Origin of the sequence: uncultured Gilvimarinus sp. (genome assembly GCF_963975215.1) — a bacterium.
Lineage (GTDB): Bacteria > Pseudomonadota > Gammaproteobacteria > Pseudomonadales > Cellvibrionaceae > Gilvimarinus.
Map to the genome: position 1 here is coordinate 83,968 of NZ_CAXBFW010000003.1, position 20,232 is coordinate 104,199.

The 20,232-nt window shown below is 52.7% G+C and carries 19 protein-coding genes; 14 read left to right on the forward strand and 5 right to left on the reverse strand.

The features are described from left to right. The first annotated feature begins 8 nt into the window (after positions 1 to 8). The 13 genes from AAC019_RS03570 to AAC019_RS03630 all read left to right on the forward strand — a co-directional run bounded on the left by AAC019_RS03570 (position 9) and on the right by AAC019_RS03630 (position 14,843). Positions 9 to 485, forward strand: coding sequence for a GspH/FimT family pseudopilin (locus tag AAC019_RS03570; RefSeq protein ID WP_339897192.1), 477 nt, complete (start codon positions 9 to 11; stop codon positions 483 to 485). Further along, a complete protein-coding gene (locus tag AAC019_RS03575) occupies positions 482 to 874 on the forward strand; it encodes a prepilin-type N-terminal cleavage/methylation domain-containing protein (RefSeq protein ID WP_339897193.1) in 393 nt (130 codons plus the stop codon). Before AAC019_RS03570 ends, AAC019_RS03575 begins: the two co-directional genes overlap by 4 nt. Then, a complete protein-coding gene (locus AAC019_RS03580; protein ID WP_339897194.1) occupies positions 871 to 1,464 on the forward strand; it encodes a prepilin-type N-terminal cleavage/methylation domain-containing protein in 594 nt (197 codons plus the stop codon). The genes AAC019_RS03575 and AAC019_RS03580 overlap by 4 nt, the downstream gene beginning before the upstream one ends. A 12-nt stretch (positions 1,465 to 1,476) precedes the next feature. After that, positions 1,477 to 2,367, forward strand: a complete 891-nt coding sequence (locus AAC019_RS03585; RefSeq protein ID WP_339897195.1) for a hypothetical protein — start codon at positions 1,477 to 1,479, stop codon at positions 2,365 to 2,367. A gap of 3 nt (positions 2,368 to 2,370) precedes the next feature. Then, positions 2,371 to 3,378 (forward strand): PilN domain-containing protein, encoded by a 1,008-nt coding sequence (locus AAC019_RS03590; protein WP_339897196.1) that lies wholly within the window; start codon positions 2,371 to 2,373, stop codon positions 3,376 to 3,378. Next, positions 3,378 to 3,962 carry a type II secretion system protein GspM gene (gspM, locus tag AAC019_RS03595; protein WP_339897197.1) on the forward strand — a complete coding sequence of 195 codons (585 nt, stop codon included), beginning with the start codon at positions 3,378 to 3,380 and terminating at the stop codon, positions 3,960 to 3,962. Before AAC019_RS03590 ends, gspM begins: the two co-directional genes overlap by 1 nt. After that, positions 3,940 to 4,524: a hypothetical protein gene (locus AAC019_RS03600; RefSeq protein ID WP_339897198.1), complete on the forward strand. Its 585-nt coding sequence runs from the start codon at positions 3,940 to 3,942 to the stop codon at positions 4,522 to 4,524. The genes gspM and AAC019_RS03600 overlap by 23 nt, the downstream gene beginning before the upstream one ends. A gap of 20 nt (positions 4,525 to 4,544) precedes the next feature. Next, positions 4,545 to 6,719 carry a type II secretion system secretin GspD gene (gene gspD, locus AAC019_RS03605; RefSeq protein ID WP_339897199.1) on the forward strand — a complete coding sequence of 725 codons (2,175 nt, stop codon included), beginning with the start codon at positions 4,545 to 4,547 and terminating at the stop codon, positions 6,717 to 6,719. Positions 6,720 to 6,794: 75 nt separating this feature from the next. Further along, entirely contained in the window at positions 6,795 to 7,196 is a 402-nt protein-coding gene (locus AAC019_RS03610) for a hypothetical protein (RefSeq protein WP_339897200.1), read from the forward strand. Between the two features lie 27 nt (positions 7,197 to 7,223). Further along, positions 7,224 to 8,555, forward strand: coding sequence for an ABC transporter ATP-binding protein (locus AAC019_RS03615; RefSeq protein WP_339897201.1), 1,332 nt, complete (start codon positions 7,224 to 7,226; stop codon positions 8,553 to 8,555). After that, the gene (locus AAC019_RS03620) at positions 8,552 to 9,352 is read left to right on the forward strand and encodes an ABC transporter permease (protein ID WP_339897202.1); all 801 of its coding nucleotides are present in this window, start codon (positions 8,552 to 8,554) and stop codon (positions 9,350 to 9,352) included. The genes AAC019_RS03615 and AAC019_RS03620 overlap by 4 nt, the downstream gene beginning before the upstream one ends. A gap of 22 nt (positions 9,353 to 9,374) precedes the next feature. After that, on the forward strand, positions 9,375 to 14,045 hold the full coding sequence (locus tag AAC019_RS03625; RefSeq protein WP_339897203.1) for a glycosyltransferase: 4,671 nt from the start codon (positions 9,375 to 9,377) through the stop codon (positions 14,043 to 14,045). An 18-nt stretch (positions 14,046 to 14,063) separates the two neighbouring features. Further along, complete coding sequence (locus AAC019_RS03630; protein ID WP_339897204.1) at positions 14,064 to 14,843, forward strand: glycosyltransferase family 2 protein; 780 nt, start codon at positions 14,064 to 14,066, stop codon at positions 14,841 to 14,843. Here AAC019_RS03630 and AAC019_RS03635 read toward each other — a convergent pair. Genes AAC019_RS03635 through rfbB form a run of 5 tightly spaced genes read right to left on the reverse strand, consistent with a single transcriptional unit; the run spans position 14,824 to position 18,981 of the window. Then, positions 14,824 to 15,567 carry a glycosyltransferase gene (locus AAC019_RS03635; protein WP_339897205.1) on the reverse strand — a complete coding sequence of 248 codons (744 nt, stop codon included), beginning with the start codon at positions 15,565 to 15,567 and terminating at the stop codon, positions 14,824 to 14,826. The two genes, AAC019_RS03630 and AAC019_RS03635, sit on opposite strands and share 20 nt — an antisense overlap. 4 nt (positions 15,568 to 15,571) lie before the next feature. Next, the gene (rfbD, locus tag AAC019_RS03640; RefSeq protein WP_339897206.1) at positions 15,572 to 16,453 is read right to left on the reverse strand and encodes a dTDP-4-dehydrorhamnose reductase; all 882 of its coding nucleotides are present in this window, start codon (positions 16,451 to 16,453) and stop codon (positions 15,572 to 15,574) included. Further along, positions 16,440 to 17,036 carry a dTDP-4-dehydrorhamnose 3,5-epimerase gene (rfbC, locus tag AAC019_RS03645; protein WP_339897207.1) on the reverse strand — a complete coding sequence of 199 codons (597 nt, stop codon included), beginning with the start codon at positions 17,034 to 17,036 and terminating at the stop codon, positions 16,440 to 16,442. The genes rfbD and rfbC overlap by 14 nt, the downstream gene beginning before the upstream one ends. Then, positions 17,036 to 17,917 (reverse strand): glucose-1-phosphate thymidylyltransferase RfbA, encoded by an 882-nt coding sequence (gene rfbA / locus AAC019_RS03650; protein WP_339897208.1) that lies wholly within the window; start codon positions 17,915 to 17,917, stop codon positions 17,036 to 17,038. The genes rfbC and rfbA overlap by 1 nt, the downstream gene beginning before the upstream one ends. Further along, positions 17,914 to 18,981 carry a dTDP-glucose 4,6-dehydratase gene (rfbB, locus tag AAC019_RS03655; RefSeq protein ID WP_339897209.1) on the reverse strand — a complete coding sequence of 356 codons (1,068 nt, stop codon included), beginning with the start codon at positions 18,979 to 18,981 and terminating at the stop codon, positions 17,914 to 17,916. Before rfbB ends, rfbA begins: the two co-directional genes overlap by 4 nt. Positions 18,982 to 19,183: 202 nt before the next feature. Between rfbB and AAC019_RS03660 the strand changes: the two genes are divergently transcribed. Beyond that, positions 19,184 to 20,197 (forward strand): hypothetical protein, encoded by a 1,014-nt coding sequence (locus AAC019_RS03660; RefSeq protein ID WP_339897210.1) that lies wholly within the window; start codon positions 19,184 to 19,186, stop codon positions 20,195 to 20,197. Positions 20,198 to 20,232: the final 35 nt, after the last annotated feature.

Genomic DNA, 20,232 nt, shown 5'->3' on the forward strand with positions numbered 1-20,232 from the left:
AGCCCGCAATGAACACTCGGCTCGTCAATCCACGCACCGTTTACGGCTTTACTTTGCTGGAGATGATGGTGGCTTTGGCTATTGCCGCCGTTTTGATGGCGGCAGCGGTTCCCGCGGCCAGTAAAATGTATGCCAGCATGCAGTACCGTGGCGCTGTGGCCGATGTTAAGTCTCTGCTAGAAACCGGGCGTTACCAAGCCAGCACTACAGGTGCCACAATGGTGGTACTGATTAAGCCAAAAGCGCGGCAGGTGAGTGTGGGAGATCGCGTTGAGGTGTTGCCGGAACATATTGCCATTGATGTGAGGTCAGCCGCCGAGCTTCGTCCTGATGCTGACACGGCGGCAATTCAGTTTTACCCCGATGGCAGCTCCTCGGGTGGTGCAATAACGCTAACGCGCGACACCGGCCAGACGGTAACCCTAAATGTTGGGTGGTTACTTGGCGAGGTCAAGCAGCTGTCCGCGGATGAGGACGGCATATGAGTCGTCGCCTAATGAGGCCTTGTCAGTCAGGTTTTTCGCTACTTGAAATGATGGTGGCGGTCTCTATATTGGGCATTTCTTTGGGTATGCTCTACCAGGCAACCGGTAGCGCCGCCCGCACGGTTAACGTGAGTGAAGAATATGCCTACGCTGTGATGGTCGCGCAAACTGTGCTGGCGGATCATAGCTCTGTGGCTCCGGAGGGGGGCAGTGAGAGCGGCGTTACCGAAGACGGATTTCGTTGGCAGATTAGCAGTAACCCTGTGGTAATCGATCAGGCAAACGAGCCACGTTTATATAATGTCAGCGTATCTGTGGCTTGGGGGTTGGGGCGCACCCCCAGGCAATATAGATTGGACTCGGTTGTTCCGGTGGATGTGCTTGAATGAGGCGCTCAAAGTCTAAAGGCTTCACGCTCGTCGAGGTGGTGGTTGCCATTACAGTACTGTCGTTAATTGTGCTGGCAACCGTAACAGCCATGCAAACCCTGAGTGTTAGCCGTCAGCGTGTGCAAGAACACGCGCAAGGCGTTGCCGAGATGCGAGCTGTTACCCGGTTTATTCGGCGCACTCTGGAGCAGGCAAAACCAGTTTATGTGTACGAAACGGGCCGCCCTTTGGGGCAATATTTTTATGGCAATAACAGCCAGCTGCTGTTTGCTGCTCCCTTACCGATTCCGGGGCACAGCGGCGGAATAACATCATTGCGGCTGCATGTTGACGATAACGGCCAGCTGGTTGTGCAATTGCAGGAGCGGCCTATAACCGATGTGCGGTCGGCCAGTGAGGGCAAAGCCTACGTGCTTGCCTCGAATATAACGGCGTTTGAAATTAGTTACCGTGAAAACAGAGCGGCGCCTTGGCTGGAGTTTTGGGGGCTTGGTGGGCAAACTCACAGCCCGCCGGATCATGTGCGTATTAAAATACGCCAAGGGGAGCGCTTTTGGCCCACTATAATTGTCGCCGTGGCGAAGCTTTAACATGGTGGCTTCATGAATTTAGCTAGAGAGTGCCTCGGTAATCGGTCGTCTCTTGGGGGGCGTTGTTGCCGTAATTCGGGGCGGGCGCAGCAGGGCATGGCGCTGGCTATATTGCTGTGGTTTATTGCGGCACTAACTATCTTAGTCAGTGGCGTTGTGGTTGTCGCAAAAGTTGAAAGCCGTACTGCTAAAGCACAGATGGCGATGGCTAAAGTGGCTGCGGCAGGCGATGGCGCAGTATTGCTCTACATGGAAACCAGAGCTGTGCGACAAGCCAGTATTGAAGATGAGGACGCCAACCCCCTGCAGGATGTGTTTCAGGTAGGTGAGTTACAGGTGCACGTGCGAGCTGTACCAGTTGGCGGTTTGATAAATCTGCTTAAAGCGCCAGAGGATGTCTTGCTACAGCTGTTTCGCTATGGCGCCGGCGTACCTGATGGGCGCGCTCAACGATTGACGGCATCTGTGGTAGAGTGGCGCCAGCGTAAGCTGGAAAAGCGTCAGATGATGCACGCCTCTGATAGCTTTACACGGGTGCAAGTATTAGAAGACGTTATGTCGGCAGAAGGGATAACGCGGGATGTATTTGAGCGTATTCGCTACCTGAGTTACGCCTCGATGGCGGGTAGTGGTGACGTTAATATAGCAGTTGCCCCCTCGGAAGTACTAAGGGTATTGGCCGGAGGCAACGCTTCGTTGTATCAAGATTTTTTAGCCTCGCAGCGACAACAAAAAGGCGCTGCCGGCGGTGGCATTATGCGGGTAGATGCGCGCGCCATTAGCGGCTCCAGAGCCTACCAGCGCTCGGTTTGGGTCAAGCCAGGTGTGATCGAGGGCGGCGGCTGGTATATCTACCGCAGGTTTTCTGTGCACGGTGTGGGCAGCGTAGAGTTTAATGGGTAATCTATGAGTGTACAAACGAGTCAGTGGGTTCTGTTTGGCTATGATTTACGCGGTATTTGGCAATCATTCCGCGGCGCCTGGCGAGAGGTGTTCTGGGCCCAGGGCGCGCCGGTGCGAGAGCTTATTGACGAGCCTGTAGCACTGCAGTCACCAGATGGTGCTGCCGAGCTTTTGGGGCATGGTCGTGCTGAGATTGCTGCTACCGCTATATTGCTTCCTGACGATATGGTCCTGAGTAAAAGTTTAAACGTGCCCAGGATGGCCGGAGTGGCTCCCTCAGAGGTTGTCGCTAATGAGGTGGTCGCCGCGAGCCCTTTTGGTGCCGATGATACCGCTTATGGGTGGCGAGTGTTGGACAGTGATGCCGCAAAGCTGGTGGTGGGTGTTGCCATTGCCAGTAAGTCGAGTGTTATGAGCTACGTGCATCAGTCGCGCCCGACCGCTGCCGCAAAAGCCATCGAAATTTGGGCGATGGTCGACTCGCAGTATATTGTTTTGTCGGGCTTTGGCGAATATGAGCGCAATACCCGTTATCGTCGTCGGTTACAAAAGGCGGCTTTGTTGGTATCGTGCGCGGCGCTATTACTGGTTATGTCGGTAGCGGTGCCTGTGGCGTATAAATATTACGACCTTACTGCAACTCAAGCGGCCTATAGCGATATTCAAGAACAAGCTAAAGATATCGTACAACTGCGCACCGGGCTGGCCAGCGCTAACCAATATATCGATGAGCTAAATAGCGCAGAGAAGAACGTCTCAAACCCGATGTTTGTATTGAACTTGTTGAGTGACAAGTTGCCCGATGATGCTTGGCTGACAAGCTTTGAGCAAGAGGGTGACTCAGTTACGATTGATGGTGTGGCTGACAATGGTGCAGCGCTAATGCAGGAGATATCACAGTACCAAGGTGTGCAAAATGTACGTGCCGTAAGTGGTATTCGCAAAGTCGGTAAAAACGATGAAAAAGAGCGATACAGCTTTGCGTTTACGGTTGCGGAAGGAACCCCCTAATGCTGAACAAAGCAACTTGGCGTAAGCCAGAGTATATGGTTGTCGGGGCGACTCTCGGTATAATCGTTATCGCTGTACTGTATCTCATGATAGTTTTGCTGCTTAAGTGGCAACAGTACGATGCTCAAATCGATGATATTGAGCCGAAGTATGCCAGACTGGCTGGGCTCGTTCAGTCAGAGTCTCAGTTACGGGCATTAGAGCGAGAGGGCCGTGAGTCATTAGAGTCGCTAGTATATGGCGCCTCTGAAAATACCAATGCGGTTGCAACTAAGTTGCAGCAGCAGGCGCGAAATATTTTCTCGACAGCCGGTCTTGATGTTAGTGCGAGCCAGATATCTCGCTCGAAGCAGCGGGACGGATTTGTGCAAATTAACATTGCGCTGAATGCCGATGGCTCACTAGATGCACTGACTCAGGCTTTTTCAGAGATGGAGCGGGCCAGGCCTAAAATTTTTGTAAGCAAAATCATCGTGCAACCAAAGCGTCGGCGCAATACCAACGAGCCACAGTTTGTCGAGGTGCGAGCGCAGCTGAGAAGTTTGCAAGCGGGGGGGCAAGGTGCTGAAGAACAATCCTATTAGTCTAATCGCCGCTGAAACGCCCTTTTTAAACCGTTTAATGATGCTAGTGATAGTACTGGCCTGTCTGTTTGCTGGATTGGTGGTGATTGCGGTTATTACCTATGGCGCAAAGAGTTTGCCTTCGCCTATTGTTCCGGCTGCAGGAGTGTTGTCGGTCTCCAGTTACGAGGCTCGCGAGGGGGGCGCTAATTACACCGCGCTTTTAGAGCGGCCAGTATTTTGGCAGGAGCGTACTCCCTATGCGCCGCCGGAAGAAAACGCAGAGGTTGCGGTGGCGCCCAAAGAAAATGCCAGTATCGATGAGATGCAGCTTATAGGTGTTTTTGCCGCAGGCTCTGAGTCTAGCGTTACTCTGCGCTACAAAAAAGAGACCCATCACTTGCGCATAGACGATGAGCTGGCGGGCTGGACGCTGTTAACTGTGGCAGGACAGGGCGCCATTTTTGGGCGAACGGACACGCTGGACGGTGAGCTTGTAAGCACCCAAATTGAACTAGATCACGGGCCCTCTTTGCCAACGCAGTGGCGGGGTGGGCACCCTTTTGAAGGGGAACGAAATTGATTTTTCGCAACGGGAATTTCATGACGACACGACACATAACAAAGCCACTCTGTTTTGTATTGGCAACTTTTTTACTCTCTGGGTGTACTACGACGGATTTCTTTCAGCAAAACAACATCCCGGAAGCCGAGCCGGTAGTAGAGGAGCCGCCACTAAAAGTCGGTGAGGCGACCGATGAGAGCGATGCCTGGACGGCCGAGCAGGATAAACAAGACGAGCCGGAGCAACTGGCTGCGCAGTTGTATCCCGCCACCGGGAGCGTGGTTAACATGCCTTCGGCCAGTAACCCGGTTGCGCTGCAAGGCGAGGACGCGACGCTTAACTTTCAAAATACTCCCTTGATCGATGTTGTAAACGGCATTATGGGCGATATTTTGGGGCTCGATTATATTGTCGAAGGCAAGCTCGCCGGTCAGGTGTCTTTACGTACCCGCTCGGCGATTCCGGTTGAGCAGTTGTTGGTCATTCTTGAATCCATGCTTGAGATCAATGGTGCTTCGATCATTAAAACCAACAGCGGCCGCTATATTGTTAGTTCAAATCCAAATTTGCAGAAGCTCGCCCCAGGTTACTCCAACCCCAAATCCACTGGTGCCGGGTTTAGCAATGTTATCGTACCGCTGGAGTATATCGGCGCCTCGCAAATGGTTGAGATACTCCAGCCAGTTGCCCCTGAAAGCGCATTTGTTCGCGTAGACACTTTGCGCAACTTGCTGATTTTAGGCGGCACCAGAACGCAGATTGATGGCTGGTTAGAAATTGTACGCACTTTTGACGTCGACTTTTTAGCGGGTATGGCCGTTGGTATATTCCCTATTGAGTTTTCAACGGCCGAAGAGGTTGCCAATGCCCTGACCACAGTACTGTCGTCGGGGCCGGGTGGCGAGGGCAGCGAACTTGAAGGCTTGATACGTATTGTCCCGCTCGATAGTTTGGGCAGTATTTTAGTGGTGACACCTAAAAACAGTTATTTAGAGAAGGTCAAAACGTGGGTTTCGCGCCTCGATAAGGCGCCGGATGCTTCCACGGAGCCGCAACTGTATGTGTATGAGGTGGAAAACGGTGATGCGGTACATTTGGCTCAACTGTTGAGTAGTGTATTTGGTGGCGGCAGTGCTGGCGGTAGTGGGAATTATAACGATGGCGTGGCGCCCGGGTTAACGGCAACTTCGACCTCTAACGGTGGCGGAATTGGCAGTGGCGGCAGTAACTCGAACAACCAAAACTCCAATCAGAATTCGCGGCGTAATTCAAATAGCTCCAGTGCGAGTTTCTCGTTTGGTGATTCCGCTAAAATCGTCGCAGACGACATCAACAATTCTTTGCTGATTTATGCAACCACCTCTGATTACCGAAAAATCGAGCCTGCCTTAAAACGTTTGGATATCGTGCCATTGCAGGTGCTAATTGAGGCCAGTATTCTTGAGGTCACTCTGCGGGACGAGCTGCGCTATGGCCTTGAATGGTATTTTGATAACAGCCTGGGTGACGGCTGGAGCGGTAGTGGCCAACTGGACTTGGGGGAGGGCGGTATCGGCCGCCAGTCAGGCTTTTCGTACACGTTTAATAACCCTATTGGCGACTTACGTGCCGTTATTAACAGCTTGGCCGACAAAGAGTTAGTCAATGTGATCTCTACTCCGTCGATTATGGTGCTGGATAATCACTCGGCATCAATACATGTTGGTAATCAGCAACCGGTGCGATCTTCTTCGACGGTGACGGATGGTGGCACAGTGTCTAACTCGATTAACTACCGCGATACCGGTGTAAAACTTGAGGTGGTGCCCTCGGTCAATTCGGGCGGCCTGGTTTCTATGTCCTTGATGCAATCAGTGACTGATATTGGTCCGGTAGATGACGCCACTAGTCAGACAAGTTTTTACGAGCGCAATATCAACAGCCAAGTAGCCGTGCGTTCGGGTGAGTCGGTAGTGTTGGGTGGTTTGATCAAAGATAACAAAACCACCGGGAAGTCCGGCGTACCGTTTTTTCAAGACCTGCCCATCATTGGCAGTTTATTTGGCACAACGTCGATTGTTGAAAATAGAACCGAGTTGTTAGTGATTATTACGCCGCATGTTATTAAAAGCGATCAGCAGTTGCGCGACGTTACCAGCGAGATGCGTAAGCGTATGAAAGGGCTGGACATTTTTAACGGTATGTATGGATCGGGCGTAGACGCTGATGATTAATGCCTGCCGGATAGTGCTTATAGTGTAAGGCTCTGCCATATGGCAGTTTTTTAAGTAATGTAAGGGGATTTAAGAATGCTACGCAGATCTATCAGTCTGTCTGTTTTGCTGGCTACATTGTTTGCCGGATTGTCCGGTTGTGCTCTGTTTGAGCCCAAGTCGGATGAAGAGGCTGTTGCGCAACGGGCGCAGGGCTGGGTGGACGCTCTGTTAGAGCAAGATTACACGGCGGCTTATGAGTTTACCTCACCAGGCTTTAAGACTCGTGAGAGTGCTCGTAAGTACTCGAAGCGTTACGCCGGTTCCGGGATGTGGACGAAAGGCGCGGTAGAGAAAGTTGTTTGTGAAGTAGACTCATGCAATGTCACGGTAAAGATTCACTACAAGATGAAAAGCTCAGGCATTATTGCGAGTCTGCCTATGAAAGAAAATTGGTTGAAGGTCGACGGCCAGTGGTGGCTGTACCACACAAAATGATGGTGCTAAGAAAACGAGATATTCAAATTGGTTGAAACACTGTTTGTAAACTCTGTCAGCAAAAATTTTGCTGTTAACGACGAGCCGCTTAAGCGGCTCTTTTCGTTGTTGGTGCCCGGATATAAACAAAAAACCGAAGAGTTTCGGGCGCTTGATGATGTGTCGGTAAGCCTTGAGGCTGGTCAAACTCTGGGTATTGTTGGGCGTAATGGTGCGGGTAAATCCACTTTGCTGCAGCTTATTTGCGGCACGTTAAAGCCTTCGTCCGGGAGTATCTCAATTCAGGGGCGGGTTGCTGCGCTTTTGGAGTTAGGTGCCGGTTTTAACGAGGATTTTACCGGACGCGAGAATATCTATCTCAATGCCGCCATTTATGGTTTAAAGCGCCGTGAGGTAGATGCCCGAATAAACGAGATTATCGAGTTCGCCGAAATTGGTGAATTTATTGATCGCCCGGTTCGTGTTTACTCGAGCGGTATGTTTGTACGCCTGGCGTTTTCTATTATTGCCCACGTTGACGCTGACGTTCTGGTAATTGATGAGGCGTTGGCGGTGGGTGATGCTCTGTTTTCGCAAAAGTGCATGCGCTTTTTAGATGAGTTTAAAAAGACTGGCTCGATTATCTTTGTTAGTCACGATTCTGGTGCCGTATCGCAGCTGTGCGATAAAGCGTTGTGGCTGCACCGGGGTAAGGTCATGCTCGAGGGCGACGCTAAGCGGGTGACTGAGGCTTATCTGGAATTTCTGTACAGCGAGCTTCAGGGCGATATACATGTTGGTTCGGCTGATGCTGTCGATTACGAAAAAGCCGCCGACTCTTGGCATGATCCGCGCGAAGAGTTGTTGTTAAGCTCCAAGTACCGCAACGATATTGAGATTTTGCCTTTCGACACAGAAGTAAGCTCATTCGGAACGGGTTTGGTGCACGTGACTGATTGCTGCTTGCGTGACGAGCGGGGCCGTAAAATGTCGGTTGTCTTTGGCGGCAGCATGGTCGAGCTTGAAGTGGTGATGGACACTCAGTCCGAGCTGAACAATTTTATTGTGGGCTTTTTGCTCAAAGATAAGCGTGGTCAGGTATTGTTCGGTGACAACAGTTTATTATTTAAGCCCGAGGGTTACCGGGTTTCCGCCAATGGGCGCTATGTTGCTCGGTTAAAGTTTTTGATGCCCTATCTGGCGCAGGGTGAGTACGTCGTGTCCTTGGGTATCGCATCGGGCACACAGGCCGACCATGTGCAGCACTGCTGGATTCATGATGCTTTGGTGTTTAGCTGTCAATCAAGCCATATTATTCACGGCCTATTTGGTACGCCGGTTGTGGGCTTTACGTTAGAGGCGGTGGATAAAACAGTATGAATACCGGGATTTTATCGGCATTACGTCGTTACTCCAGTTTGTTTTCTATGATGGTTGGGAGAGATATTACTGCGCGCTACAAAGGCTCACTACTGGGCTTTTTTTGGGCGGCAATTAATCCGTTTTTATTAATGGTTGTGTACGGCTTTGTGTTTGGCGTTATTTTTCAGGCGCGCTGGCCGGCACAAGGCGATGAGCCTGTCAGTTTTGTGGTGCTATTGTTTTGCGGCTTGATTGCACACTTAATGTTCTCTGATGTTTTAGGTCGCTCTGCCTCTGTTATTCGCGACAATGCTAACTACGTGAAAAAAGTGGTGTTTCCGTTAACGATATTTGGTGGCGTGGTGTCTTTCTCGGCGCTATTTCATTTTTTGGTGTCGTTTGTGGTGCTGCTGCTGGTGTCGTGGGTTATGGGTGGCTATGTGAGTTGGCACGTTATATTTTTGCCTCTGCTGTTGCTGCAGTTTTTGTTGCTATGCACCGGGGTCGCGTGGTTTGTGAGTGTGTTAGGGGTGTTTTTCAAAGATCTGACGCACATTATTGGGTTTATCTCGACCGTATTTCTGTTTACCTGTCCGATATTTTTCCCTACAAGTTATGTGCCCGAGCAGTACCAGATTATTTTAAGTGTTAATCCGCTTACCTATTATGTCGAGGCCATTCGCGGCATCGTGGTTTATCACACGCTGCCGACGTTAGCGGTTTTTACTTGTGCGTCGGTCGTGGCTTTGGCGACCTTCGTGTTTGGCTTTTGGTTCTTTCGCAAAACTAAGAGTAGCTTCGCCGATGTGGTGTAATTTGCACGGTAGGTGGTGCTAAATGAGTACTGCCTATCAGTTGGATATTATAATCCCGGTATATCGAGGCGTTGTGCAAACGAAGGCCTGTGTGGTCGCTGCGCTGAGCTCGCTGCCCGATTATGCCCGCGTTGTTATCGTCAATGACGCATCGCCGGAGCAAGCGTTAGCCGATTGCTTTGAGCAGTGGGCTCGAGATGATCGCGTACAGGTTCTGCACAACGCGGTTAATGCCGGTTTTGTCGCCAGCGTTAATAAAGCTATGGCGCTCTCGGCGACCCGAGACGTTGTTTTGTTAAACAGCGACACCTTAGTTGCGCCCGGTTGGCTCGCCACTATGGTGGCGGCGGCAGAGGCGAATCCAAAAGCGGCTACGGTCACCCCTTTTTCTAATAACGCCACTATTTGCTCATACCCGCAGTTTTGCCACGATAACCCATTGTTGCCCGACTGTGATGTGGCTCAGATGCAGCGTTATTGTCATAGAGCAAATGCCGGACTGACGGTTGAGCTCCCCACCGCGGTGGGGTTTTGTATGTATATTCGTCGTGCCTGTTTAGACGATATTGGTTTGTTTGACGAGCAAGCCTTTGGCCGAGGTTACGGCGAAGAAAATGATTTCTGTATTAAGGCAGCTCAAGCCGGCTGGGTACATTTACTGGCGGCTGACTGTTTTGTCTACCATCAGGGCAGCGTTAGTTTTGCCGGCGATAAAGCACAGCTTACTCAAGTCGCCGAAGCCGTTATCAATGAGCGCTACCCAGAGTTTTTTAACCAAGTACGCGAATTTGTAGCGTGTGACCCCGTTAAAGCACTGCGCGAGCGGATTGACCGGGTCATCATCGCGAGCGGTGGACCTGCATCGCAAGCGCTGCAAGACATTAGAACTACGGAACATCCGTCATCGACGATAGAGAATGTAATGAACGAAGAATTGGCACTTAACAGCTCGGTGGTGCTGAGCCCTAAAGAGGCGCAGGTGCTGGACGACTTTGCCAGAGACACTAGCGAAAAACTCCTTTTTATTACTCACGCCTGGGGCGGCGGCGTGGAGCAGCACATATCTCAGCTGCGGGATATCGTGCCCGCTCGCATTATGATTTTACGTGGCTGTGGTGACGGCGGTGTAGAGATGAGCTTGTCCGGGGCTGAGCCGGACGATGAGGTCACGATTAAGGCCGGAGGGTTCGATTCTGATCGCAGTGGCTTATGGCTTGAGTTGTTGTCGCAGTTTCAGTTTGACCGGATACACCTGCACCATGTCCATGGCTGGAGTGTGGATGTCCTTACGCTAATAAAGTCTTTAGCGCTTCCTCTCGATATTACGCTACATGATTATTTTTTAATCTCGCCGCGCTACCATCAAATTGACGGGGGCGCCGTATGCGACGGCCCTGGCTGGCCCGCGGAGGATGAGCCGTGGCAGGTATTAATGGCGCCGCTGGTTAACACCGCAGAGCGTATTATTGCGCCATCATTGAGTGTTAAAAACGCCGTTGCCGCGGTGTTCCCCGACGGAGTTTATTGTTATCAAGCTCACCCGCAACGTGTAGAAACCTCACCCGCTGTTAAGAAAGTATTATTGCTGGGTTCACTCTCACCTGAAAAAGGGCTTCGGGTTGTCGAGCAGGTCGCAACTCTGGCCGCCACAGCAATGCCCGCCCTGAGTTTTCATTTGGTGGGTTTCACTACCGATCCGGTGGTGGCGCCCTTGTCCATGACCGGTGACTATAACGCAGAAGATCTGCCGCGTTTAATTGCCGAGCAAAAGCCCGATGCCATTTGGTTGCCGGCTCAGGTCCCGGAAACTTTCTGTTTTACCTTGTCTCATGCGATGGCCTACGGGGCGCCGATTGTTGCCTCCGATATCGGTGCTTTATCTGAGCGCCTGGCAACCGTGGCCAATGCCAGTCTTATGAGTGCTGACGCTAGTGTGCAGGAGTGGTTGCAGGCGTTAGAAAAGGCCACGGCGGCTACGGCAGCCACGCCGACGTTGGTTTCTGATAACCTGCAGGAATACTGCCGCTGGTATATGACCGGCGTGAGTAAAATCGCGACTGGTCGAGAAGTCGATACGCTCGCGTTACTTGACGCTGTACGTGTGCTGCCAGAGGCCCCGCTACCGATTGATAGACCCATCAAATCGTTGTTGTATTTTGCGAGTCGCACCCATCATCGCCCTGTATTGCGAGAGGTGGAAAGGCGCTTGTCGCATTTGCCCGATGATGAAACCGAAGTGGCGAGCATGCGTGAGCTACGGCAGCTGAGCGAAGATTTACGGGAAGTGAATGAAGAGTATCTGGCCTACGAGCGACGCACCCAGGTCGAGCTTGGCGCCGCCGAACAAAGTCTGGCTTTGAGTGAAGATAACCTCTCGCTCGCCAAAGATAATATCGCTGAGCTGCAAGAGCAGGCCCGCGATGCCCAGCGGCACATTGATCACAGTGATGAAGTGATTGCGAATTTAAACAACCACGTTAATGAATTAATAGGTGAGCGCGATGCGCTGCTTGCGAGTTTCTCGTGGCGTGTTACCCGTCCATTACGTGTATTAAAACGCGGTGTGGCTAAAGCGCCCTACGTGCTGGGCAAACTCTCCCGCCATATTGTCCGGCCGGCGTCGTATGCTCGTTTATTTAGTATGGTGCGTCGGGGCCAGTGGCAAGAGTTATTTGGGCGTGTCAGCTACGAGGCCAATACCGCCGTGGCACAAGCTGAAGCTCATAACCGTACACCGTTGATTAACGTAAACCCAGAGCTTTTGAGTGAGCAGCCCATCGCCCGCGCGCCTTTGACGCTAACATGCAGTGCGCAGCCGGTGTTATCGATCGTGATTCCGGTTTACGGTCAGCACGAAACAACTTATGGCTGCTTAAAAAGTATTGCCGATAACCCGCCCTCCGTGCCATTTGAAGTGGTTATTGCCGATGACTGCTCACCGGAGCCGGCCGCTGAGGCACTGGCCATGGTGCAGGGCTTGCGTATTTGGACGGCAGAGCAGAATCAGGGTTTTGTCGGTAATATGAACTCGGGTGCCGAGTTTGCAGCGGGTAAGTATTTAGTACTTCTGAACAATGATACCGTCGTATCCCCCGGCGCATTAGATGCATTAATCGCAACTTTTTCGCAGCAGGATAACGTTGGCCTGGTGGGAGCAAAGCTGCTCAACCGGGACGGCACTTTACAGGAAGCCGGCGGCATTATTTGGCGCGATGGTAGCGGCTGGAATTACGGCCGGGATCAAGATGCGGACGACCCGCGTTTTAATTACGTGCGCGATGTGGACTATTGCTCGGGCGCGGCGCTGGCGATTAAGCGCGAGCTGTTTTTAAGTCTGGGTGGTTTTGATACCTATTATGCACCGGCCTATTACGAAGATACCGATTTAGCCTTTCGGGTACGGGATAAAGGCTTGCGGGTGTTGTATCAACCGGCGGCGGCCATTTATCACCTCGAGGGCATCAGCCACGGGCGCGATGAATCCAGCGGCGTAAAGGCGTATCAGGTCACCAACGGCAAAAAGTTTTTTGAGCGTTGGCATGGCGTACTGCAAAACCACGCCGACAATGGTATTGACCCGGATAACCAGGCCCATCGCAATACCCGTGGTAACGTGCTGGTGATTGAGGCCTGCATGATAACCCCGGATCAGGATTCCGGTTCTATTCGCATGCTTAACCTGCTCAAGCTGATGAAAGCCGAAGGCTACCACGTGACTTTTGTGGCCGATAATCTTGAGTACCGCAAAAAGCCGGTGGACGATATGCAGGCCGCGGGCATTGAGGTGTTGCATAATCAGTGGGCGGGCTCGGTGCGTAAAGTACTGCGCAAGCGCGGCGCTGATTTAACGGCCATACTAATTAGTCGGCACTATATTGCATCGCAGTACGTTACTTTGGCCCGTGCGTGTGCGGCTGAGGCGCGGCTTATTTTTGATACGGTCGATTTGCACTTTGTGCGAGAAGAGCGCGAGTTTGAAGTCTCGGGTGATACCGCCCTAAAAACACAGGCGGCTATTACCAAGCGCAAAGAGCTTGATCTGATTAATAAGTGTGATGTGACCTTAGTGGTCTCGGAGTTTGAAAAAACACTGCTGGCCGAGATCGCCCCCGAGGCGACTGTGGATATCGTCTCAAATATTCACTCGCACTGCCCCGAGCGCCCGGGTTACGAGCAGCGCGAGGGTATTTTGTTTGTCGGCGGCTTTCGTCACCCCCCTAATATTGACGCGGTGCGGTGGTACGCCAAAGAGGTATTGCCCTTTGTGGCCGAGTTATTACCTGGCGTAACCACATCGGTGATTGGCAGCCATATGCCCGATGACATTAAAGCGCTGGGTTCAGAGCATTTAATAATGCACGGCTTTGTCGAGGATATAGAACCGCACCTGCAAGGGGCGCGCATATCTATTGCTCCGCTGCGCTACGGCGCGGGGGTAAAAGGCAAAGTGAACGAGGCGATGAATTACGGTATTCCCGTCGTGGCTACCCATTGCGCGGTAGAGGGCATGCATACTGTACCCGGTGATGACGTGATGGTCGCCGAAGATCCCCGCGAGTTTGCCGAGGCAATTGCTAAAGTGTATCAGGATGCATCACTTTGGCAGCGCTTATCTCAAGGTGGTATCGATAATCTTGACGCACACTTCTCGCCTCAGGCGGCCGTTCCTGCGGTGCGACGTATTTTAAACTAACCGATGAGCGCGCCCGGTGTGACAGACTCGTTGACCAAAGCACCGCTGGTAAGTGTGATTATGCCGGCGTTTAATGCCGGCGATACCATTGCGCGGGCCATTGATTCTGTGTTGGCGCAAACCCACACCTGCTGGGAGCTGTGGGTTGTCGATGACGCCTCGCGTGATGCAACCGCCGACTATGTCGCGATGCGGGCGCAGAGTGATGAGCGTATTAACCTGCTGCGCCTATCGCACAATAGTGGCTCCCCGGCGGGGCCACGCAATGAGGCAATGGCCTGTGCGAAGGGGCGATATATAGCCTTTCTCGATGCCGATGACGCCTGGTTGCCTGGCAAGCTAGATACACAGTTAGCTGCTATGCGCCAAGCAGACGTTGCCATTAGCTGTACCGGTGCCGAGCTTGTGCGCGAGAGCGGCGAATTAATCGATGTTCGTTGCCCACCGGTCGAGGCTACCTATCAAAGCTTATTGGCACAAAACACACTGGTGTGTTCAAGCGTTATGCTCGATACCGCTAAGTTAGGGAGGTGCGTGTTTCCAGCCATGGGGCATGAGGATTACGCCTTGTGGTTAGCGCTTGCCCGAGGCGGCCACAGCGTATTGGGCATTGCCGAGAACCTAGCGCGCTACTACGTGCGGGCTAATTCACTCTCGGCCAATAAAGTTAAAGTGCTACCGTATTTTTGGCGTATCTATCGCGAGCGTGAGGGGTTCTCTCGGTGGCGCGCCGCTTATTTAACCGCGCGTTACGCCTGGTTGGCGCGCCGGCGAGCCATTAAGCATGCCCGCGCCTAAGTTTGCGTATACTGAGGGTGATTAACGCGGCGAGCATCCCCAACCGGCTGATAACGATCTTTTGCCATGGGCGACGCTTTTGGCTGGATACATTGGTGCCGTGTTGTCGTTTGGCCAGTACACTAGCGTCTAGGTGAACCATACCTTTATTAATATTTCCCGCCATGGCGATCCATAGATCGTGCGATTCAACATAGCCAGGTATTGGCAAAACCTGATCGCATAGTGTGCGTTTAAAAGCCATAGCGCAGCCGTAATAGGGTCTTTGGCCTTGCAGTATTCCCCAGAGGTTAGTCAGCCAGTGTTGGCTGTCGGCGCTTTTTAGCTGGCGCTTATTGGCAAGGCTAAGGGTTTTTCCCTGCGCATCAATATCAGTGAAGTTGCCGGCGGCCACCAGGCAACCGGGTGGTTTGAGTGCCGCTTTTAATATTGCGAGACGGTTTTCTGGCCACACATCATCTTGGTCGGCCAGCGCGATAATATCGCCGTTGGCAAGCGACACCGCTTTGGCAAAACTGGCAACGTGGCCGACCTGATTAATGTTTTGGTGCAGCTTAATACGGCTGTCTTGTTGTGCACGAATGATACTTACGGTTGCGTCACTCGAGTGATCGTCAACCACAATCAACTCGTCTTCCAATGCCAGCTCTGCCAGTATGCTGGCAAGTTGCGCGGCAATAAACGGCGCGCCATTGTGGCTGGCCATACAAACACTGACAGTCATGGCGCTACTCGGCAAACTCCGGCAGTGCTTGTTGTAGCGAGGTAAACCAGTGCGGTATGGCGAGGCCAAAATCGTTTTTGATTTTGTCTTTCCACAGCAGGCTCATGTGAGGGCGGCGCGCGGGGGTTGGGTACTGCTCGGTTAGTATGGGGCTGAGCGCACATTCAAGTGAGCGCAGCTGCATAATGCTGTAAGCAAAGTCGTACCAACTGCATACGCCATCATTGCTGTAGTGATACACCTCACCGTGCTTGTCGGCGAGTTTGTTGCTAAGGCAGATGTTAATTAGCGCTTGCGCCAGATCCCGCGCCCAGGTGGGGCTACCGATCTGATCGCTGACCACATTTAAACTGTCGCGTTCGCGCCCTAAGCGGCTCATGGTGCTGACAAAATTATTACCAAACACCGAGTACACCCAGCTGGTGCGCACAATAATACCCGCAGCGCCACTGGCTATAAACGCCTGCTCGCCGGCGAGTTTGCTGCTGCCGTAAACGCTTTGCGGGTCGGTAGCGTCGGTTTCGTTGTAGGGGCGGCACTGCTCGCCGTTAAACACATAGTCGGTGGAGACGTGAATGAGGCGGGCGCCACACTGTTTGGCGCTTTGCGCGAGCCGGGCAACGGCTTGGTGGTTGATAACGTCCGCAAGCGTTGCCTCAGACTCGGCTTTATCAACGGCCGTGTAGGCGGCGCAGTTAATGATAATGTCGGGGCGCTGCTTGGCTACGAAGGGCTCGATGGCCTCCAGATTGGTTAAGTCCAGCGCGGTGCGATCGGCAAACTGCCAGTGAATGGCGTCGGTTTGCGCCGCCAGAAACGCCAGCTCGCGCCCGAGCTGGCCGTTGGCGCCGGTTACTAAAACGGTTAAGGCGTTACTGCTGGGCATAATAGTTTTTACCGTACTCGAACAGTGTATCGGGGGCGGTTTGTTGGCGTGTAAGCAGCGTTGGCAACTCGGCATCTTTACCCGAGGTGCTGATGGCCGAGGCATCGAGTTGCCAATCTATACCGAGGGCGGCATCGTTATAGTGGATGCCGCAGTCGTGCTCGGGGGCGTAACCATTGTCTACCTTGTAGGCAAAAATAGCCTGTTCACTCAACACGATAAAGCCGTGGGCAAAGCCACGGGGTACAAACAGCTGGTGTTTGTTGTCGCCACTTAAATGGGCTTTTACATGCTGGCCAAAGGTGGGGCTACCCAGGCGAATGTCGACCGCGACGTCGATGACTTCACCGCTGATCACCCGCACTAATTTGCTTTGCGCGTAGGGTGGCAATTGGTAGTGCAAACCACGAAGTACGCCGCGCGAAGACAGCGACTCGTTATCCTGAGTGAAATTGATGGCGTGCCCGAGGGTTTCTTCTAAACGGTCTTGGCGGAAGGATTCAAAAAAATAGCCGCGCTCATCCCCGTGTACCGATGGCTCGATTAAAACCACATCTGCAATCGCTTGGCGTGTGAGCTTCATTAAGGGGTCTCCTCGGCGATACGGGTCAGTAAGTATTGTCCGTATTGGTTTTTGGCTAACGGTGCGGCTAAATCGCGCAAATCTTGCTGGCTAATGTAGCCCAGTTCGTAGGCGATCTCTTCGATACACGCTACTTTCAAGCCCTGGCGCTTTTCGATAGTCTCGATAAACTGCGCTGCCTCCAACAGGCTCTCGTGAGTGCCGGTGTCCAGCCAGGCGTAACCACGGCCCATCAGCTCGACTTTCAGGCGGCTCTCGTCCAGATACATTTGGTTGATGCTGGTGATTTCCAGCTCACCGCGCTCGGAGGGCTCTACCGCTTTGGCTTTGGCGATAACGTCGTTGGGGTAAAAATACAGGCCGGTAACCGCAAAGTTGGATTTAGGTTTGGCGGGCTTCTCTTCGATGCTTACGGCATTGCCATTTGCATCAAAATCCACCACCCCGTAACGCTCCGGGTCGTGCACGTGGTAGCCAAACACGGTGGCGCGGTCGTTATCGGCGTTGGCCACGGCGTGGGTTAAGGTTTCGCTCAGGTGGTGGCCGTAATAAATGTTATCGCCCAATACCAGACACACCGAGTCGTCGCCGATAAACTCTTCACCCAAAATAAACGCCTGGGCTAAACCGTCGGGAGAGGGCTGCGCCACATACTCAAAGGTCAGGCCAAGGTTGGAGCCATCACCCAGTAAGCGCTGAAAGCTGGATTGATCTTCCGGGGTGGTAATGATCAAAATCTCGCGGATGCCCGCCAGCATTAAGATCGACAGCGGGTAATAGATCATCGGCTTGTCGTACACCGGGATCAGCTGTTTCGATACCCCTTGGGTGATGGGGTATAAACGCGTGCCGCTACCGCCTGCTAAGACTATCCCTTTCATTGTTCTACTCCTATGCGTTCTAGTTGGTAGGCGCCACTTAACACGTTTTGCCACCAGGCTTCGTTATTCAGGTACCAGAGTACGGTTTTGCGCAGGCCCGTGCTAAAGGTTTCTTCCGGGGTCCAGTCGAGCTCGCGGGCGATTTTGCTGGCGTCGATGGCGTAGCGCACATCGTGGCCCGGGCGGTCTTTAACAAAGGTAATTAAATCTTCAAAGCGCTTCACGTCGCTCGGTTTTTTGTCCGCGGCCAGCTCTTCTAATAGCTCACACAAAAGCTTAACCACCTCAATATTGCGCACCTCGTTGTGGCCGCCGATATTGTAAGTTTCGCCCACGGAACCTTGAGTAATAACCCGCACCAACGCCCGGGCGTGGTCTTCTACATACAGCCAGTCGCGAATTTGGTTGCCGTCGCCGTATACCGGTAAAGGCTTGCCCGCTAAGGCATTGAGAATCATGTGGGGGATCAGCTTTTCGGGGAAGTGGCAGGGGCCATAGTTGTTTGAACAGTTAGTGACCAGTACCGGTAGGCCGTAGGTGCGCTGCCAGGCGCGGGCTAAGTGGTCCGAGCTGGCTTTACTGGCCGAGTAGGGCGAGCTGGGCGCATAGGAGGTCGTCTCGGTAAAAAGGTCAGTGGTGCCCTCAAGGTCACCGTACACTTCATCGGTAGAGACGTGATGAAAGCGAAAGTTCGCCTTTTTATCTTCAGCTAAATCACTCCAATAGCGGCGCGCCTGCTCCAGCAGGTTAAAGGTGCCCATAATATTGGTTTGCATGAATTCGCCGGCGTGATCGATAGAGCGATCCACATGGCTCTCGGCCGCCAAATGCATAATGGCGTCGGGCTGGTATTTGCGAAGCACGTCGGCAATAGCGCTGGCATCGCAAATATCTTGCTGGACAAACTGGTAGCGGCTGTTGCTCTCTACCTCAGCCAGCGAGGCGAGGTTGCCGGCGTAGGTCAGTTTGTCTAGGTTGATCACCTCGTGAGAGGTATCGTTAATGAGGTGGCGAATCACTGCGGAGCCAATAAAGCCGGCCCCTCCGGTAACTATAATCTTCATGCGTGTAGTAGGTCGCTCGCTGCGGGTGGATTTACGGTCAGTTCCTGCTGGCCGAGCGCTATGATAACGCATGCTCTTGGGCGGTAGTAGTTAAAAAGCTTGCGCTATGGCGCAAAAAACGCTATCGAGGTTGCGTGTTTGTGCCGGGCTGGCTATGGTGCTCGTTGGTGTTTTATAGACAGGGAATCAAAGGGAGAGTCTTATGTGGGATTTTGATTTAACCCGTGCGATAAAGCTAATGGGTCGCACGTCACCTTTTATCCTGCTGCGCTTGCTGGTGTATGTGGGTATCGCACTGGGTTACATTCTGGTGACGGGTATTGGCGCCGGAATCGGTTACGGCGTTACCTCAATAGGTGACGGAGATGGTGGGGGCGCCGCTATCGGTGGCTTATTGGGTTTTGGGCTAGTCAGTGGGGTGCTGTACTGGGCCCGCGAGTACTTGCTGTATTTGATTAAAGCCGGCCATATCGCGGTATTGGTGGAGCTGTTACAGGGGCAAGAGTTGCCGGCTGGGCGCAGCCAAATCGAGCACGGTCAACAGGTGGTGAAAGCGCGCTTTAAAGAAGCATCTATCCTATTTGGAGTCGATCAGCTGATTAAGGGCATTTTGCGTATGCTTAATCGTCTGGTGATGTCAATTTCACGCATTATCCCCATTCCCGGGCTCGACAAGGTGGCCGGCGCCGTGAACGCGGTGATTAACACCTCTTTAACCTACGTCGATGAAGTCATGTTGGCCTATAACATCAAAACCAGCAGCGATAACCCCTGGCAATCGAGCAAAGATGCACTGATTTTGTACGCACAAAACTATCAGGCTCTATTGAAGAACGCCGTGTTTTTAATGGTGTTTATGTACGCCGCGGCGTTTGTGATTTTTTTGCTGATTTTGTTGCCGGTGGCGGCTATCGCGGCGTTATTGCCAGGCTCTGTGGGCGTTTGGACGTTTGTGAGTGCGGCCTTGCTGGCCTGGAGCTTAAAAGCGGCACTGCTGGAACCGCTCGCCGTTACCGCCATGATGGATGTTTACTTTAAGACCATCGAGGGGCAGACGCCCAACCCGGAATGGGACGAGAAGCTCAGTAGTGCCTCGGATAAGTTTCGCGAACTGTCACAAAAAGCGACCAGCTATGTGAGCGACAGCTTTAGCACCGCCGGTACCACACCGAGTGCCACACCTGATGTAACCACCCCGCCTAACAGCCCTTCGTAATGGCGCAAGGTTCGGGCGTGCGAGAACCCGCCGCC

What these genes read in the sequence shown, in the direction of transcription:
- AAC019_RS03635 (WP_339897205.1), bottom strand. Translation starts at nt 15,567, where the DNA reads ATGACTGTCAGTGTTTGTATGGCCAGCCACAATGGCGCGCCGTTTATT.
- AAC019_RS03570 (WP_339897192.1), top strand. Translation starts at nt 9, where the DNA reads ATGAACACTCGGCTCGTCAATCCACGCACCGTTTACGGCTTTACTTTG.
- AAC019_RS03610 (WP_339897200.1), top strand. Translation starts at nt 6,795, where the DNA reads ATGCTACGCAGATCTATCAGTCTGTCTGTTTTGCTGGCTACATTGTTT.
- AAC019_RS03660 (WP_339897210.1), top strand. Translation starts at nt 19,184, where the DNA reads ATGTGGGATTTTGATTTAACCCGTGCGATAAAGCTAATGGGTCGCACG.
- rfbA (WP_339897208.1), bottom strand. Translation starts at nt 17,917, where the DNA reads ATGAAAGGGATAGTCTTAGCAGGCGGTAGCGGCACGCGTTTATACCCC.
- rfbD (WP_339897206.1), bottom strand. Translation starts at nt 16,453, where the DNA reads ATGCCCAGCAGTAACGCCTTAACCGTTTTAGTAACCGGCGCCAACGGC.
- AAC019_RS03620 (WP_339897202.1), top strand. Translation starts at nt 8,552, where the DNA reads ATGAATACCGGGATTTTATCGGCATTACGTCGTTACTCCAGTTTGTTT.
- AAC019_RS03575 (WP_339897193.1), top strand. Translation starts at nt 482, where the DNA reads ATGAGTCGTCGCCTAATGAGGCCTTGTCAGTCAGGTTTTTCGCTACTT.
- AAC019_RS03580 (WP_339897194.1), top strand. Translation starts at nt 871, where the DNA reads ATGAGGCGCTCAAAGTCTAAAGGCTTCACGCTCGTCGAGGTGGTGGTT.
- AAC019_RS03590 (WP_339897196.1), top strand. Translation starts at nt 2,371, where the DNA reads ATGAGTGTACAAACGAGTCAGTGGGTTCTGTTTGGCTATGATTTACGC.
- AAC019_RS03625 (WP_339897203.1), top strand. Translation starts at nt 9,375, where the DNA reads ATGAGTACTGCCTATCAGTTGGATATTATAATCCCGGTATATCGAGGC.
- rfbC (WP_339897207.1), bottom strand. Translation starts at nt 17,036, where the DNA reads ATGAAGCTCACACGCCAAGCGATTGCAGATGTGGTTTTAATCGAGCCA.
- rfbB (WP_339897209.1), bottom strand. Translation starts at nt 18,981, where the DNA reads ATGAAGATTATAGTTACCGGAGGGGCCGGCTTTATTGGCTCCGCAGTG.
- AAC019_RS03585 (WP_339897195.1), top strand. Translation starts at nt 1,477, where the DNA reads ATGAATTTAGCTAGAGAGTGCCTCGGTAATCGGTCGTCTCTTGGGGGG.
- gspD (WP_339897199.1), top strand. Translation starts at nt 4,545, where the DNA reads ATGACGACACGACACATAACAAAGCCACTCTGTTTTGTATTGGCAACT.
- gspM (WP_339897197.1), top strand. Translation starts at nt 3,378, where the DNA reads ATGCTGAACAAAGCAACTTGGCGTAAGCCAGAGTATATGGTTGTCGGG.